A 16,112-nucleotide genomic window follows, 5' to 3' on the forward strand; every position below is an offset into this window, starting at 1 on the left:
CGCGGCGCCCGGTCCGCCCGGACGGCGCGCCCCCGGCGGCACCCCGGGCGCCCGGCTCATGGCCCGGCTCCGGGGGCCGCGCGGCGGGTGCCACGAGCCCACCCGGGTGTGACCCGCCGACGCGAGTGACGCCATGCCCGCGGGTTTCTCGTCGGTTGCGGCCCTGCGGCCCTGCTGCCTCGCAGACCTGCCGCCCCGCGGACCCGCGGACCCGCGGACCCGCGACGAATCGGGCGTTCGCCCCTGTCGCAGCTAGGGGCGGCTACCCCCAGTGCGTCCGACTTCCGCAGCCCTTCGTCGTCGGGGTCGTGGTGCAGCGCAGCGACTCCGTGTCGCCCGTGCGGTCGGCCAGGAGGGCGCCGGCCGCGTCGTAGGCGCGGATGTGCGGCGGGGCGTCGACGTTGCCGGGGATGCCGGCGAACCACACGCCGTTGCGGACCACCGCGCCGATCGTGCGTCCGTCCGGCAGCTCCACCACGATCCGGGCCACCGAGGCCGTGGTCCTGCCCCACCACGTGGACACCGCGGAGACCGGCGGCGGGTCGTTCACCGGACCGAGGAGCATGCTTCGACGGACTTCGAACGGGCCCGCGAGGGTGCCGTCGGCCGCCGTCGGGGCCGGGAAGTCCGGTGGCGCCTCCCCGTGGCAGACCACCAGGCCCGGCTTGGTCGCCTTGCCCACGACCATCGGGCGCAACATGCCGCTGCGCATCTCCTCCCAGGCGGTGAAGTACGGCTTGAACGCCGAATCCGGCTCGCGCACCTTCCACAACGACGCGTCGGGCCCGGCCGGACTCGGCGTCCGCGCCCCGTGCGCCGTCGGGCTCGCCGTCAGCGGCGGCGGCGGCCCCCCGTCCACCGCGACGCCCGGCGGGAACGTGGCCGGCTTGTCCGGCCAGTACAGCGACCCGGACCCGATCGCGGGCCCCCCGGACGACGTCGGGGACACGTTCGGCCCGGTCGGCCGGCCCGTTCCGGCCGGCGGCACCGGATCGCTCGACCACGGCGGCACGGGCGCCTCCGACAACGGCATCCCCGGCGGCAGCGACCACCCTCCACCCGGCGACATCGTCGCCCCCGGTGGCTGCCACGTCGGCTTCGACGTCGCGAATCCGGTCGGCGGCGGAGGCGGGACCGCGGCCCGCCGGCCGTTGTCCAGACACGTCGCCAGCGTTCGGCTCGCCACGTCCCACGGCACCGGGTCGCCCGCCTTGGCCGACTCCCTCGGCACCCCCTGGGACGGGTCCTGGCCGGCCACCGGCCCCGCGGCCGACAGGTTCTCCGGCCCCCGCCACGGCCCCGCGGCCAACACCCCCACGGCGCACATCGCGAGCACCGCGCCGGCGGCGATCCCCGGTACCAGCGCCCGGTGCCGGCCGGACGGCTCCGTGTCGAGCATGGCCAGCAACTCCCGCCGGCGCCGGTCGTGTCCGGGCAGCCGGTCCTCGTCGTACGGGCTCATCGTGCCTCCTCGATGCCTGTGTGCGTGCTCGCGTGCACGCCCTCTTCGGCCAGCAGGCCGCTCAACCGCTTGCGGGCCCGATGCATCCGCGCCTTGACCGTGCCCAACGCCACGCCCAGCGCGGTGGCCGCCGCCTGCTGATCCAGGCCGCCCCACACGCACAGCTCCACCACGTCGCGCTCGTGCCGGGGCAGCTTCGCCACCGAACGCCGCAACGCCTGCGCCGCACGCTCGCGGTCGATCCGCCGGGCCACCTCGTCCGCGTGGTCGGGTTCGTGGTCGGGCAGCGGCACCCGCGCGGCCAGCGCCCGGTAACGCTTGAGCGCGCGCCGCCGGTTGGCCACCGTGCGGTTCGCCGTGCCGAGCAGCCACGGCAGTGCGCTGTCCCGGTCGAAGGTCACCTCCGCACGGCGACGCCAGGCGGTCAGGAACACCGCCGACGTCAGGTCCTCGGCCTCACCGCCGTCACCGGTCCGCCGCAGGAGGTGGCCGTAGACCGCCCCCGCGTGCCGGTCGAACACCACCGCGAACGCGTCGCGATCCCCCGCGCGGACCCGGGCCCACAACACGTGGTCCCCGTCCTGATGTTCCTGTTCGGTCATCACACCCGGAGAGTGTCCGCCACCTCGGACAGGGTTGCCGGAGGTAAGCCGGCCCCACCCGACCAGGCTTGCCGGAGGCACGCGAGCCCCACTCCGCGCACCACCGGAAGCCGACGCGGACGGTCGCCGGACGTACCCCGGGCCGCCCCGCCGGCGACCCACGCCCGGCATGCGGGAGCCGGGCCGCGCCCGCTCAGTAGACTTGCCGCTCTCCGGTTCCGATCGACCGACACCGCCGAGCGGCACACCTCGTGCACCGCGCCGCCACGCGCGGCGGTCGCCGGCAGCCGTACGACCGACCACCGACCGACCACCGATGGGGGAGCACACCCGTGGCAGTCCAGCCGATCCGCCTGTTCGGCGACCCCGTCCTGCGCAGCAAGGCCGACCCGGTCACCGTGTTCGACAAGGAACTGCGTCGACTGGTCGCCGACCTCACCGACACGATGCGCGACGCGCCCGGCAGCGGCCTGGCCGCGCCGCAGATCGGCGTTGCCCTGCGGGTGTTCACCTACCAGGTGGACGGCGAGGTGGGCCACCTGATCAACCCCGACCTGGACCTGTCCGAGGACGAACAGGACGGCCCCGAGGGCTGCCTGTCCCTGCCGGGTCTGCGCTACGACACCAAGCGCGCGTACGGCGTGGTCGCCAAGGGCTTCAACATGCACGGCGACCCCGTCGTCATCGAGGGCACCCGGCTGCTCTCGCGCTGCATCCAGCACGAGACCGACCACCTCGACGGCATCCTGTTCATCGACCGGCTCGACCGCGAACAGCGCAAGTCCGCGCTGCGTGCGCTGCGCGAGGCGGAGTGGGCGGGGCAGGCCCCGCCCCAGGTGAAGTTCTCCCCCCACTCCACCTTCGGGAAGGCCCTCTAAAACCCCATGCGCCTAGTCTTCGCCGGCACCCCCGAGGTCGCCGTCCCCGCACTCGAAGCCCTCCTGGAGTCCCGGCACGAGGTGGTCGCGGTGGTCACCCGCCCCGACGCCCCCGCCGGTCGCGGTCGCAGACTGGTCGCCAGTCCGGTGGCCGAGCGAGCCGCCGAGGCCGGGATCGAGATCCTGCGCCCGGCCAAGCCGCGCGACCCGGAATTTTTGGCCCGGCTCACCGAGATCGCCCCCGATTGCTGCCCCGTGGTCGCCTACGGCGCGCTGCTGCCCAAGGTCGCGTTGGAGATCCCCGCGCGCGGCTGGGTCAACCTGCACTTCTCGCTGCTGCCCGCCTGGCGCGGCGCGGCGCCGGTGCAGCACGCCGTGCTCGCCGGCGACGACATCACCGGCGCGTGCACCTTCGAGATCGAACAGGGCCTGGACTCCGGCCCGGTGTACGGCATGGTCACCGACGAGATCCGGCCCACCGACACCAGCGGCGACCTGCTCGACCGGCTCTCCCGCTCCGGCGCGCGCCTGCTGGTGGCGACCATGGACGGGATCGCCGACGGCAGCCTCGCCCCGCGCCCGCAGTCCCCGGAGGGGGTGTCCCTCGCGCCCAAGATCGGCGTCGAGGACGCCCGCGTCGACTTCACCGCACCCGCGCTGCGCGTGGACCGCGTGGTGCGCGGCTGTACCCCCGCCCCCGGCGCCTGGACCACTTTCCGCGGCGAGCGGCTGAAGCTCGCCCCGGTCCGGCTGCGCGCCGGGGACAACGCGCTGGCCCCCGGCGAGATCGCGGTGGAGAAGAAGGTGGTCCGCGTGGGTACCGGCAGCCATGCGGTCGAACTCACCCAGGTCCAGCCCCAGGGCAAACGCATGATGGCCGCCACCGACTGGGCCCGGGGCGCACACCCCGAGCCCGGTGAAACCCTCGGCACGAACTGAGCACCGTGACCAACGCCCCCGCCGCACGCCCCTACCGCCGCCCGCGTCCCGACGCCGCGCGCCTGGCCGCCTACGACGTCCTGCACGCGGTCGGCGAACGCGACGCCTACGCCAACCTGGTGCTGCCCGCGCTGCTGCGCGAGCGCCGGATCATCCCCCGTGACGCCGCCTTCGCGACCGAGTTGGTGCACGGCACGCTGCGCCGCCAGGGCACCTACGACCGGATCGTGGCGGCCTGCACCGACCGGCCGATCCAGGAGATCGACCCGCCGGTCCTGGACGTGCTCGCGCTCGGCGTGCACCAGCTGCTGAGCATGCGCACCCCCGTACACGCGGCCGTCTCGGCCACCGTGGAACTGGCCCGCGCGGTACTCGGCGACGGCCGGGCCAAGTTCGTCAACGCGATCCTGCGCCGGGTGTCCAAGCAGGACCTGGACACGTGGTTGCGGCAGATCGCGCCGCCCTACGAGGACGACCCCGAGGGCCACCTCGCGGTCCTGCACTCGCACCCGCGCTGGATCGTGCAGGCGCTGTGGGACGCGCTGGGCGCGCGCGGCAACCCGCACGACCGCGCCGCGATGGAGGCGCTGCTCGCCGCCGACAACCTCGCCCCGGTGATCTCCCTGGTCGCCCGCCCGGGCCGGGTGGAACTCGCCGAGCTGTACGAGGCCGGGGCCACCCCCGGGCGCTGGTCGCCGTACGCCGCCACGCTGCCCGAGGGCGACCCCGCCGCGATCAAGGCGATCCGCGACGGCCGGGCCGCCGTCCAGGACGAGGGCAGCCAGCTCGTCGCCGCCGCGCTGGCGAACGCCGAGGTGGAGGGCACCGAGAGCCGCTGGCTGGACCTGTGCGCCGGCCCCGGCGGCAAGGCGGGCCTGCTCGCCGCGATCGCCACGGGCCGCGACGTGTCGCTGCTCGCGGTCGAACGCCGCCACCACCGCGCCCGCCTGGTCCGCAACGCGATCGGCCACCTGACCCACCATCAGGTGATCACCGCCGACGGCACCAGGCTGGCCTGGCGACCCGGGAGCTTCGACCGGGTGATCGCCGACGTCCCGTGCAGCGGCCTGGGCGCGCTGCGCCGCCGCCCGGAGTCGCGCTGGCGCCGCAAGCCCGAGGACATCCCCGAACTGGGCGAACTCCAGCGCGCTTTGCTGCGCACGGCGGTGGCGGCGGCCCGTCCCGGCGGGGTGATCGCCTACGTCACCTGCTCACCGCACCCGGCCGAGACCCGCGTGGTGGTCGACGACATTCTGCGCGCGGACGAGGCCGAGCTGATCGACGCCCGCCCCCTGTTCCCGGGCGTACCGCACCTGGGCAGCGGGCCGGACGTACAACTGTGGCCGCACCTGCACGGCACGGACGCGATGTATCTGGCCCTGCTGCGTCGGAGGGGCTGACCGGTCGGCGGTCGCCCGGCCGAATGGGGTGATGCGCGGCTGAATCCGGTTGAATGGGGCATACCGGCGAGGGTGGTCGTCACTTCGGGCGCGGCCGCACCGGCCGTCCCTCGGGTTCCACGCGCACCGCGGGCGGTCGCGACATCCCGCCATCGCAGGAGCCGCCGTACCCATGTCCACGCTCGCCCGCAGCACCCCGCGCCCCGGCCTGCTCGTCCGCACAGGGGCGGCGGTGCGCGGCGAATGGACCAGGCTCACCGCGCGGCCCGTGCGCGAACTGCGCGCGCACGGGCCGAAAGCGATTCCGCTCACGGTGTGCGCGGTGCTCCTGAGCCTCGGCTTCTGGCTGGCCTGGCGCACCTCGTGGGGCGGCGACGTGGTGCGGGTGCTGGGCGGGGTGAGCGCGGGCATCCCGCTGCCGCTCGCGCTGCTGCGCACCCCCGTGTCGTTGTTCGTGCCCGCGCCGGACCTGCCGGTGTGGGGTGCGCTGATCCAGGTGCTGATCCTGTTCGGACTGGCCGAACTCGACCTGGGCGCCCGTCGGACCCTGGTGATCGCGTACGTCGCCACGCTGTCCGGCACGCTGGCCGCGCGCGTGATGGTCGGCCTCGGCCCGGACCACGTGCTCGGCATCGACGCACATCAGGGCGACATCATGGACACCGGCCCCTCGGCCGCGGTGGTCGGCCTGGTGGTGTGCATCGCGATGGTGCGCCGGGCGCCGATCCTGTTCGTGGGTGTGTGGGCGCTGATGATCGCCGAGGTGGTGGTCAAGCCGAACCTGGCCGGCCGCGAGCACATTGCCGCGCTGACCGGGGTCACCCTGTGCACCGGCGTGTACCTGATCCGGCGGCGCCGGCGAGACCTTGAAGCGTCCTCTCGTCGTGAAGTATCTTGATGTCGAGATAGTTTGCGCCATGCCCCCGGGAGGCCGCCATGCCGATCGACTTCCACAACCACGCCAACCGCCTCACGTACACCCACCGCACCGCCGGCGCGGACTGGGCGCGGCTGGTCGGCGACCTCGTGGACCCGGTCGGGGCGCGGGTCGTGGACGTCGGGTGCGGTGGCGGGGTGTACACCACCGCGTGGCTGGACCTGGGGGCGGCGAGCGTGGTCGGGGTGGACTTCTCGGCCGCGATCCTCTCCGGCGCCCGGGAGCGGGCCGGGTTGTCGCCGCGGGGAGGGCTGTCGTTTCGCGAAGGGGATGCGTACGCCACGGGGTTGCCCGACGGCGCCGCCGACATCGTGTTCGAGCGGGCGCTGATCCACCATCTCGACGACCTCGCCGAATGTTTCCGCGAGGCCCGGCGGCTGCTCGCGCCCGGCGGCACGCTGATCGTCCAGGACCGCACCCCGGCCGACGTCGCCCGCCCCGGCACGCCCACCCACCTGCGCGGCTGGTTCTTCGAGCGGTTCCCCGCGCTGCTCGCGATCGAGACCGCCCGGCGCCCCACCGGCGCCACGGTCGAGGCGGCACTGCGCGAGGCCGGCTTCACCGCCGTACGCACCACCGCGCTCGCCGAGACCCGCCGCAGCTACACCGACGCCCGAGAGGTCGGCGCCGACCTGCGCGCCCGCACGGGCCGCTCGCTGCTGCACGAACTGACCGACACCGAACTGGACGCGCTGGCGGCCTACATCGAGTCCAAGCTTCCGTCCCGGGCGCCCATCACCGAAATCGACCACTGGACGATCTGGTCCGCGACCGGCTGAGGTCTCCCGCCCCGGCGAGGACGACGAGAGACCCCAACAGCCGCGCATCGCTTTCACTCATTGTGACGAAGCTTCACGGGCCGGCGCGGGCGACCCCGAACCGTGAAAACCGCAGCGTGCTCACGCAGCGCAACGGGTGGGCGCGTGGGCAAAACAACCCCGCCCTAATGGGCGCAGCGCTCCGCGGCCCCCGTCGCCAGCGCCCGCAGCCGGTCCACCGCCGCACCCGGGTCCGTTCCGTCGAAGACCGCCGAGCCCGCCACGAACACGTCCGCCCCGGCCTCCGCGCACATCTCGATCGTCTTGGCGGAGACCCCGCCGTCCACCTGCAGCCACATCTGCAGACCGTGCTTGGCGATCAGCTGCCGGGTCCGGCGGATCTTCGGCAACATCACGTCCAGGAAGCTCTGCCCGCCGAATCCCGGCTCGACCGTCATCACCAGGAGCATGTCCAGCTCGGGCAGCAGGTCCTCGTACGGCTCGATCGGCGTGGCCGGCCGCAGCGCCATCGAGGCCCGCGCGCCCTTGGCCCGCAGGTCGCGGGCGAGCTTGATCGGGGCGGTCGCGGCCTCCACGTGGAACGTGACGCTGCCCGCGCCGGCCTCCGCGTAGGCGGGTGCCCAGCGGTCCGGGTCCTCGATCATCAGGTGCATGTCGATGGGGGTGTCGGTGGCCTTCATCAGGCTCTCCACCACGGGCAGGCCGAGGGTGAGGTTCGGTACGAAGTGGTTGTCCATGACATCCACGTGGAGCCAGTCGGCGTTGCGCACCTGCGCGACCTCGTCGGCGAGGCGGGCGAAGTCGGCGGACAGGATGCTCGGATTGATCTGCACGGTCATGCGCACAGAATCTCATCGAAGCGGCCCGCCGCGGGCACCGCCTCGACCAGCGACCTGACGAATCGTCAGATCATCCTCGCCGCAGTCGCGTTCGGATATACGAACGCACCGTGACGGACGGCACAGGTTGCCCACGGTCAACGTTGTCGGCCGCCGTGGCACACTTCGAGGTGTACGAAAGTCACGTACGCGCGCTCCGGGGTCGGTGAAAATCCGAACCGGCGGTTACAGTCCGCGACCCGGTCGACGCCCCGCATCACGTGGAGCGACGGCCGGCTGAACCGGTGGAATTCCGGTACCGACGGTCAAAGTCCGGATGGGAGGTGGCGCGCGGCGAGCGACTGCGGCATGCCCGCGTACCCCAAGGTGCGCCGACATCCCCGCGCGTCGATTCGTCGTGTCGTTGTGCCCGAAAACACCCCGGTTGCCCCGCGTCGAACGCGAGGAGGCACGAGGTGGAGGGCAACACCGCCCCGCCGGTCGAGGAGACCTCGGCGATGCGCCGGGCCATCTCGCTGGCGAGCCGTGCGCTCGGTCACACCAGTCCCAATCCGCTGGTCGGCTGTGTCGTGCTCGGCCCCGACGGCACCGTGGTCGGTGAGGGCTTCCACACCCGCGCCGGCGCCCCGCACGCCGAGGTCGAGGCGCTGCGCGCGGCCGGTGCGGCGGCCCGCGGCGGCACCGCCCTGGTCACCCTCGAACCCTGCTCGCACACCGGCCGCACCGGCCCCTGCACACAGGCCCTGATCGACGCCGGCATCCGCCGGGTGCGCTACGCCGTCGCCGACCCCAACCCGGCCGCGGCCGGCGGCGGCGCGGTGCTGCGTGCGGCGGGCATCGACGCCGAGGGCGGCCTGCTCGCCGCCGAGGCCGCGGCGGGCAACCGGGCCTGGCTGACCGCCATCCGCCTGGGCCGCCCGCACGTGACCTGGAAGTACGCGGCCACGCTCGACGGCCGCAGCGCCGCCGCCGACGGCAGCGCCCGGTGGATCAGCTCCGTCGAATCCCGCGCCGACACCCACGTGCTGCGGGCGAGCGTCGACGCGGTGCTGGCCGGCTCCGGCACGCAGCTCGCCGACGACCCGCACCTGGCCGCGCGCGACGTACCCGGCGCCCGGCAACCGCTGCGGGTGATCGTGGACACCCACGCCCGCACCCGCGCCGACGCCCGGGTGCTCGACGACGCGGCGCCGACCCTGATCGCGGTCGGCCCCGACGCGGTCGCCGCACACCTGCCCCAGGCCGCCGTACTGCGCGTACCGCTCGCGGACACCGGCCTGGACCTGCCCGCGCTGCTGAAGGAGCTGTACGCCCGCGACGTGCGCGCCGTGCTGCTCGAAGGCGGCCCCACCCTCGCCGGCGCGTTCGCCGCGGCCGGCCTGATCGACACCGTCGTGGGCTATCTCGCCCCCGCCCTGCTCGGCGCCGGACCCACCGCCCTGGGCCCGGCCGGAATCGGCACCATCTCCGAGATGTTGCGACTGGACGTCGACGACGTCACGCGCCTCGGCACCGACATCCGCATCACCGCCCGCCCACGGCCGCACTCCGCCGGCCGTACGAAGGAGTCCTGACGCATGTTCACCGGAATCGTTGAGGAACTCGGCGAGATCGTGGCCATCGAGCGGCTGACCGACTCGGCCCGGATCACCATCCGCGGCCCCGTCGTCACCACCGGTGCCCGACACGGCGACTCGATCGCCGTCAACGGTGTGTGTCTGACCGTCGTGGACGACAAGGTCGACCCCGAGGTGGCCACCTTCACCGCCGACGTGATGCAGGAGACGCTGGACAAGTCCAGCCTCGGCGCGCTGAGCACCGGCTCGCGGGTCAATCTGGAGCGCCCCATGGTGCTCGGCGGCCGGCTCGGCGGACACCTGGTCCAGGGGCACGTCGACGGCACCGGCGAGATCCTGGCCCGCACCCCCGGCGAGGAGTGGGAGATCGTCGAGATCGCCCTCCCGGCGCACCTGGCCCGCTACGTGGTGGACAAGGGCTCGATCACCGTCGACGGAATCAGCCTCACCGTCGTCGAGGCGCACGACGCGAGCTTCACCGTCAGCCTGATCCCCACCACGCTCGCGCTCACCACCCTCGGCGTGAAAACCGTCGGCGACCCGGTCAACCTCGAGGTCGACATCATCGCCAAGTACGTCGAGCGACTGGGCACCCACGGACCGGGCACACCCGGGCTCGGTACACAGGTGAGGGCATCGTGACCGGCTGGCTCAACGACGCCGCGTTCACCGTCGCGAACAAGCCGGTGCCGTGGTCCGACCTGCTCGGCCAGATCGCGTCCCTGGCCACCGTCTGGCTCGCGCTGCGCCGCAACCTGTGGGCATGGCCGGTACAGATCGTGGGCGCGGCGCTGCTGATCGCCGCCAACACCTCCGTGCACCTGGGCGGCAGCGCGATGCGCAACGTGGTGATCATCGTCGCCGCCGCGTACGGCTGGTGGCGCTGGGCGCGCGGGCGGCGCGACACCGGTGAGGTGGAGATCCGCTTCGGCACCACCCACGAGCGGATCGCGCTGGTCGCGCTGATGGCGGTCGGCACGGTCGGCTTCGCGCAACTGCTCGAACACACGGGCATCTCGTGGGCGCCCTGGCCGGACGCGTACATCTTCGTCGGCTCGGTCGTGGCCATGCTCGCGCAGGCCCGAGGGCTGTTCGAGTTCTGGCTGGTGTGGATCGCGGTCGACTTGGTCGGCGTACCCCTCGCCTGGCAGCACGGTCTGGTGTTCAGCGGACTGGTCTACGGCGTCTTCCTCGTGATGTGCGTCGCCGGACTCGTCGACTGGTGGAACCGCTCCCGGCGGTACCGGGACAAGGGGGCTGCCCGCAGGGCAGAACGGCACCTGGAAGGGGCAACGGCGTGAAGACCAGCAGCGAAACCACCGAGATCGAGGTGCCGGCGCAGATGGGCGCGCCCACCGAGTCGGCCCTCGACACCATCGACGACGCGATCAAGGCGATGGCCGCCGGCGAGGCGATCGTCGTCGTGGACGACGAGGACCGGGAGAACGAGGGCGACCTGATCTTCGCCGGCGAGTTGGCCACGCAGGCGTTGATGGCCTTCATGATCCGCTACTCCTCGGGCGTGGTCTGCGTGCCGATGCGCGGTGCCGACCTGGACCGGCTCAAGCTGCCCCCGATGACCGCCGTCAACGAGGATCGCAAGGGCACCGCCTACTCGGTCTCGGTCGACGCCAAGGACGGCGTGGACACCGGCATCTCGGCCGCCGACCGCACGCACACCGTGCGGCTGCTGTCCGACCCGGACACGCTGCCCACCCAGCTGACCCGACCCGGCCACATCTTCCCGCTGCGCGCGGTCGAGGGCGGTGTGCTGGTGCGCCCCGGGCACACCGAGGCGGCCGTGGACCTCGCCGAGTTGGCCGGTCTGGCGCCGGTCGGGGTGATCTGCGAGGTGGTCAACGACGACGGCACGATGGCCCGGCTGCCGCAGCTGATCCCGTTCGCCCGCGAACACGGCCTCAAGATCGTCAGCATCGCCGACCTGATCGCCTACCGCCGCCGTACCGAGCGCACGATCGAGCGTGCCGCCGAGACCCGACTGCCCACCGAGCACGGCACGTTCCGGGCGATCGGCTACCGCAGCACGGTCGACAACGTCGAGCACATCGCGCTGGTCGCCGGCGACATCGGCGACGGCGAGGACGTCCTGGTCCGGGTGCACTCCGAGTGCCTGACCGGCGATGTGTTCGGCTCGCTGCGCTGCGACTGCGGCCCGCAGCTGGACGCCGCGCTGGACCGGGTCACCGCCGAGGGCCGAGGCGTGGTGTTGTACATGCGCGGGCACGAGGGGCGCGGGATCGGGCTGATCCACAAGCTCCAGGCGTACCAACTCCAGGACGCCGGCCACGACACGGTGGACGCCAACCTGGAACTGGGCCTGCCGGCCGACGCCCGCGACTACGGCACCGGCGCGCAGATCCTGGTCGACCTGGGCGTGCGCTCGATGCGGCTGCTCACCAACAACCCCGCCAAGCGCGCGGGCCTGGAGGGTTACGGCCTGGAGATCACCGGCCGGGTCGCCCTGCCGGTGCACGCCACCGCGGACAACCTGCGCTACCTCCAGACCAAGCGCGACCGGATGGGCCACGACCTGCCCTGGCTGGACCCCAGCGACCCGACCGCGGACCTGCCGTCGGTCGCCGAGGTCGCGGAGGCCGTCGACGCGAAGGGGCGCGCGGTCAGCAGCGCGTGACCCCTCGGCTTTCCAGAGCCGCCGACGTCACCCGTACCGGTGACACGCACGCGGTGCGGTCCCGGCCGCGCCGATAGGTTCGTCTCGTTCGAACCGCTCCATCCTCATCTCGCAACCAGGCTCGCAGTCGTGCACAAACCGGGCAACACAGCCCGGGCATCGAGCCGTTCCAGCCGAAGGACAACGACAGACATGAGTGGCGCAGGAGCCCCGAAACTGACCGTCGAGGGCTGCCGTGACCTGCGCGTGGGCGTGGTCGCCGCGCAATGGCACACCGCCGTGATGGACGGCCTCGTGGATGGGGCCGTCAAGGCCCTGAGCGAGCTGGGCATCACCGAACCCACGCTGATCCGGGCCCCCGGCGCGTTCGAATTGCCCGTGCTCGCCAAGGCGCTGGCCGGCCGCGGCTACGACGCGGTGGTCGCGCTCGGCGTGGTCATCCGCGGCGGCACCCCGCACTTCGAGTACGTATGCTCCGCCGCCACCGACGGCCTCACCCGGGTCGCGCTCGACACGGGCGTGCCGATCGGCTTCGGTGTGCTCACGTGCGACACCGAGGAGCAGGCCTTGGACCGGGCCGGCCTGCCGCACTCGCGCGAGGACAAGGGCCGCGAAGCGGTGGAGGCGGCCGTCGCGACCGCGATGGCGTTGCGTACGCTCTCCGAACCGTGGCGTTCGGCCTGACCGGCAGGTCGGCCGGGCCGTTCGACACGCCACCCACAACCACGCGATGGGCACCATGAAGACGTTTGAACAGCTTTTCGACGAGCTGCGGGCCAAGGCGGAATCGGGCCAGGAAGGCTCGCGCACGGTCGAGCTCGTCACCGCCGGCGTACACACGATCGGCAAGAAGGTCGTGGAGGAGGCCGCCGAGGTGTGGATGGCCGCCGAGCACGAGGGCGCCGACCGCACCGCCGAGGAGATCTCCCAGCTCCTGTACCACCTCCAGGTGATGATGGTCGCCCGCGGCATCTCCCTCCAGGACGTATACGCTCACCTGTGACAGCCGCCGTCCCCGGCCCACCACCCGGGCCGGGGGCGAAGCCGTACCCCTGAGATCCACCCGATTCACTCCACTCGGTATCGCTCCACCAGGTATCGCTCCACTCGGTTCCGCTCCACTCGGTTCCGCTCCACTCGGTTCAGCACCATCCCGAAGGGTCATTCCATGCTGCGCATCGCCGTACCCAACAAGGGTTCCCTCTCCGAGCCTGCGTCGGCGATGCTGCATGAGGCCGGCTACCGCCAGCGCAAGCACTCCAAGGAACTGGTCCTCACCGACCCCGACAACAACGTCGAGTTCTTCTTCCTGCGCCCGCGCGACATCGCGATCTACGTCGGCTCCGGCCGGCTGGACGCCGGCATCACCGGGCGCGACCTGCTGATGGACTCCGGCGCCGACGCCGAGGAGATCCTGCAACTGGGCCTGGCCCCGGCCACGTTCCGCTACGCCGCGCCCGCGCCGATCGCGCGCGAGCTGGCCGAGCAGGGCAAGAAGGGGCTGGCCGGACTGCGGGTGGCCTCCTCCTACATCGGCATCGTCCAGCGCGACTTCGCCGAGCACGGCATCGAGGCCGCGGCACTGGTCAAGCTGGACGGCGCGGTGGAGACCGCGATCCAGCTGGGCGTCGCCGACGTGATCGCCGACGTGGTGGAGACCGGCACCACGCTGGCCCAGGCGGGCCTGGAGGTGTTCGGCGAGCCGATCCTGCGCTCCGAGGCGGTACTGATCCGGCGCGCCGGCGCGGAGACCTCGCCGGCGCTGGAGCAGTTGGTGCGCCGGCTCCAGGGCGTCCTGGTCGCGCGCAGCTACGTGATGATGGACTACGACATCCGGGTCGAGCGGGTCGAGGCGGCGGTCACGCTGACCCCGGGCCTGGAGTCGCCGACGGTCAGCCCGCTGCACAACGAGGGCTGGGTCGCGGTGCGAGCGATGGTGCCGCGCAAGAACGCCCAGCAGATCATGGACGACCTCTGGGAGATCGGCGCGCGGGCGATCCTGGTCACCGGGATCCACGCCTGCCGCCTCTGACCCCGTCCGGTCGGCCCGTCACCCGGCGGGCCGACCACCGCCACCCTCCGGAGAACCGTTTCCCTATGAGCGAGCCCACCCCCGTCGACCCCCCGCTCCCGCGTACCTGGTACGCCAGGCGCAGTCGGCTGATCACCGGCGTGCTCGGCGCGATCATCCTGGTCGGGCTGTGCGTGCTGGCGGTGATGCTGCCGGAGAAGGGCGGCTGGGGATTCGGCTCACGAATGGGCGTCGCGGCCACCGGCGTCCTGGGCCTCGGCGCGATGGTGATGCTGGGCCGCCCGAAGGTGGTCGCCGCCGCGGACGGCGTGACGGTGGTCAACCTGCTGCGGACCACACATCTGGAATGGGCCCAGATCGTCCGCGTGTACCTCCGCCAGGGCGACCCGTGGGTCTACATCGACATGTCCAACGGCGACACGCTGCCGGTAATGGGCATCCAAACCTCCAACGGCAAATCCGCCGCCATCACCGCGGCCCGCGAACTCCGAACCCTGGCCGACCACTACGGCACAGCCCCCGAGGCACGCTAGCGGGCCGGGGCCGCCGGGGCTCTCCCGAGTGGGCCGGGCGCTTCCGGCGGGGGTCGCATCTCGGTCGGCTGCGGAGCCCCGCACGCCGGCCCGGCTCGAAGGGCGAGCCGCCACCGGCGTGCGGGGCTCCGAGACCGGGGGCTCCCGACGAGACGGGCACGTTGCTCGGCGAAAACCGGCCGGCAGCGGCGGGCAGGGTGAGGGGTCGGGTCTCGGGTCGAGTCCTGCGGGGGCCTTCCGGAGTGGGTGGGGTGCTTGCGGCGGGCGTTGCGCTTTTGGTTGCGTGGGCTGGTCCGGAGCGGTCTGAGTCGCGGGGTGGGCCGCCGCCGGCGTGCGGGGCTCCGAGACCGGGGGCTCCCGACGAGACGGGTGCGTTGGTCGGCGAAAACCGGCCGGCAGCGGCGGGCAGGGTGAGGGGTTGGGTCGAGTCCTCCGGGGGGCCTTCAGGGGTGGGTCGGGTGCTTGCGGCGGGGGTCGCGCCTCGGGCGGCTGCGGGGCCGGGTCAGAGTCGCCGGGTTGGCCGCCGCCGGCGTGCGGGGCTCCGAGACCCTGGGCTCCCGACGAGACGGGTGTGTTGCTCGGCGAAAACCGGCCGGCAGCGGGGGAGTGGGAGGGGGCTCGGGTCAAGTCTGCCGGAGGCCTTCCCGAGTGGTTGGGGGCATTTCGGGGGCGTTTGCGCGGGATGGGGTCTGAAACCGGTTCGCGATGGGTGGCTTGGGGCTTCATGTTTCGGTGACCTGGGGATTTGCGGGGCCGGCGCGGAAAGTCGGGTGTCGAGTGCCGGTTTCGTGCGCTCCGGCCTCTAAAACGCCGGCGCGGCGACCGAAAGTGCCCAGTACGACTCGAAACCGGATCCCGAGCCCGCGAAACGGCTCCCATCCAAAGCTGACCTGCGGTTTTCCCTCACGCTGAGGCAGCAGCACCCCACGCGATCCGGGTTCGTGAACCTTCGCCGCCCACACACCCACCGCACACCGAAAACACCCGCCCTCCCAACCCACTCGGAAAGGCTCCCGGCCGACTCGACGCGACCGCCATCCCTGCTCGCCGCTGCCGGCCGGTTTTCGCCGACCAACGCACCCGTCTCGTCGGGGGCTTCGAGTCTCGGAGCCCCGCACGCCGGCGGCGACCAACCCCGGCGACTCTGACCGCCCCGGACCGGCCACCCGACCGAAACGCGACGCTCGCTGGAAACACCCGACCCACTCGGGAAGGTTCCCCGGAGGACTCGACCCGGCGGTCCTCCCTGCTCGCCGCTGCCGGCCGGTTTTCGCCGAGCAACACGCCCGTCTCGTCGGGGGCTTCGAGTGTTGGAGCCCCGCACGCCGGCGGCGGCCAACCCGGCGACTCTGCCCGGCCCCGCAGTTGACCGAGGTGCGACGCTCGCGGGAAGCGCCCGGCCCGCTCGGGAAGGCTCGCCGGCGGATTCGACCCGGCGGTCCTCTCTGCTCGCCGCTGCCGGCCGATTTTCGCCGAGCAAC

Annotated in this window: 16 protein-coding genes and 1 riboswitch; of the genes, 13 read left to right on the forward strand and 3 right to left on the reverse strand. The window is 73.0% G+C overall.

The window, feature by feature from the left end; translation table 11 throughout:
• Positions 1-262: 262 nt before the first annotated feature.
• Together ACFXKZ_RS17515 and ACFXKZ_RS17520 are read right to left on the reverse strand one after the other, a co-directional pair.
• Positions 263-1,462, reverse strand: coding sequence for a hypothetical protein (locus ACFXKZ_RS17515; RefSeq protein ID WP_380001298.1), 1,200 nt, complete (start codon positions 1,460-1,462; stop codon positions 263-265).
• Positions 1,459-2,064, reverse strand: a complete 606-nt coding sequence (locus tag ACFXKZ_RS17520) for an RNA polymerase sigma factor (RefSeq protein ID WP_380001300.1) — start codon at positions 2,062-2,064, stop codon at positions 1,459-1,461. The genes ACFXKZ_RS17515 and ACFXKZ_RS17520 overlap by 4 nt, the downstream gene beginning before the upstream one ends.
• A 332-nt stretch (positions 2,065-2,396) precedes the next feature.
• On the opposite strand from ACFXKZ_RS17520, the gene def reads away from it, so the two are divergent.
• The 5 genes from def (at position 2,397) to ACFXKZ_RS17545 (ending at position 6,997) form a co-directional block, all read left to right on the forward strand.
• Complete coding sequence (gene def / locus ACFXKZ_RS17525) at positions 2,397-2,942, forward strand: peptide deformylase (RefSeq protein WP_380001302.1); 546 nt, start codon at positions 2,397-2,399, stop codon at positions 2,940-2,942.
• 6 nt (positions 2,943-2,948) lie between these two features.
• Positions 2,949-3,881 carry a methionyl-tRNA formyltransferase gene (gene fmt, locus ACFXKZ_RS17530; protein WP_380001304.1) on the forward strand — a complete coding sequence of 311 codons (933 nt, stop codon included), beginning with the start codon at positions 2,949-2,951 and terminating at the stop codon, positions 3,879-3,881.
• A gap of 5 nt (positions 3,882-3,886) precedes the next feature.
• Positions 3,887-5,281, forward strand: a complete 1,395-nt coding sequence (locus tag ACFXKZ_RS17535) for an RsmB/NOP family class I SAM-dependent RNA methyltransferase (RefSeq protein ID WP_380001306.1) — start codon at positions 3,887-3,889, stop codon at positions 5,279-5,281.
• A gap of 172 nt (positions 5,282-5,453) precedes the next feature.
• A complete protein-coding gene (locus tag ACFXKZ_RS17540) occupies positions 5,454-6,179 on the forward strand; it encodes a hypothetical protein (RefSeq protein ID WP_380001308.1) in 726 nt (241 codons plus the stop codon).
• A gap of 38 nt (positions 6,180-6,217) precedes the next feature.
• Entirely contained in the window at positions 6,218-6,997 is a 780-nt protein-coding gene (locus ACFXKZ_RS17545) for a class I SAM-dependent methyltransferase (RefSeq protein ID WP_380001310.1), read from the forward strand.
• Between the two features lie 164 nt (positions 6,998-7,161).
• On the opposite strand, the gene rpe is transcribed toward ACFXKZ_RS17545, so the two are convergent.
• Entirely contained in the window at positions 7,162-7,836 is a 675-nt protein-coding gene (gene rpe / locus ACFXKZ_RS17550; protein ID WP_380001312.1) for a ribulose-phosphate 3-epimerase, read from the reverse strand.
• A 187-nt stretch (positions 7,837-8,023) separates the two neighbouring features.
• Positions 8,024-8,168: riboswitch (FMN riboswitch) on the forward strand.
• Positions 8,169-8,333: 165 nt separating this feature from the next.
• Here rpe and ribD point away from each other — a divergent pair.
• The 8 genes from ribD to ACFXKZ_RS17590 all read left to right on the forward strand — a co-directional run bounded on the left by ribD (position 8,334) and on the right by ACFXKZ_RS17590 (position 14,631).
• Entirely contained in the window at positions 8,334-9,410 is a 1,077-nt protein-coding gene (ribD, locus tag ACFXKZ_RS17555) for a bifunctional diaminohydroxyphosphoribosylaminopyrimidine deaminase/5-amino-6-(5-phosphoribosylamino)uracil reductase RibD (RefSeq protein WP_380002049.1), read from the forward strand.
• Between the two features lie 3 nt (positions 9,411-9,413).
• A complete protein-coding gene (locus ACFXKZ_RS17560; RefSeq protein WP_380001314.1) occupies positions 9,414-10,055 on the forward strand; it encodes a riboflavin synthase in 642 nt (213 codons plus the stop codon).
• Complete coding sequence (gene pnuC / locus ACFXKZ_RS17565) at positions 10,052-10,714, forward strand: nicotinamide riboside transporter PnuC (protein WP_380001316.1); 663 nt, start codon at positions 10,052-10,054, stop codon at positions 10,712-10,714. The genes ACFXKZ_RS17560 and pnuC overlap by 4 nt, the downstream gene beginning before the upstream one ends.
• A gap of 41 nt (positions 10,715-10,755) precedes the next feature.
• Positions 10,756-12,066, forward strand: a complete 1,311-nt coding sequence (locus ACFXKZ_RS17570) for a bifunctional 3,4-dihydroxy-2-butanone-4-phosphate synthase/GTP cyclohydrolase II (protein WP_380002051.1) — start codon at positions 10,756-10,758, stop codon at positions 12,064-12,066.
• A 192-nt stretch (positions 12,067-12,258) separates the two neighbouring features.
• Positions 12,259-12,750: a 6,7-dimethyl-8-ribityllumazine synthase gene (ribH, locus tag ACFXKZ_RS17575; RefSeq protein ID WP_126642970.1), complete on the forward strand. Its 492-nt coding sequence runs from the start codon at positions 12,259-12,261 to the stop codon at positions 12,748-12,750.
• Positions 12,751-12,805: 55 nt separating this feature from the next.
• Positions 12,806-13,069, forward strand: coding sequence for a phosphoribosyl-ATP diphosphatase (locus tag ACFXKZ_RS17580; RefSeq protein WP_371863190.1), 264 nt, complete (start codon positions 12,806-12,808; stop codon positions 13,067-13,069).
• Between the two features lie 165 nt (positions 13,070-13,234).
• A complete protein-coding gene (hisG, locus tag ACFXKZ_RS17585; RefSeq protein ID WP_380001318.1) occupies positions 13,235-14,098 on the forward strand; it encodes an ATP phosphoribosyltransferase in 864 nt (287 codons plus the stop codon).
• A gap of 65 nt (positions 14,099-14,163) precedes the next feature.
• A complete protein-coding gene (locus tag ACFXKZ_RS17590) occupies positions 14,164-14,631 on the forward strand; it encodes a PH domain-containing protein (RefSeq protein ID WP_380001320.1) in 468 nt (155 codons plus the stop codon).
• The last annotated feature ends 1,481 nt before the right edge of the window (positions 14,632-16,112 follow it).

Source organism: Embleya sp. NPDC059237 (genome assembly GCF_042754105.1).
Taxonomy (GTDB): domain Bacteria; phylum Actinomycetota; class Actinomycetes; order Streptomycetales; family Streptomycetaceae; genus Embleya.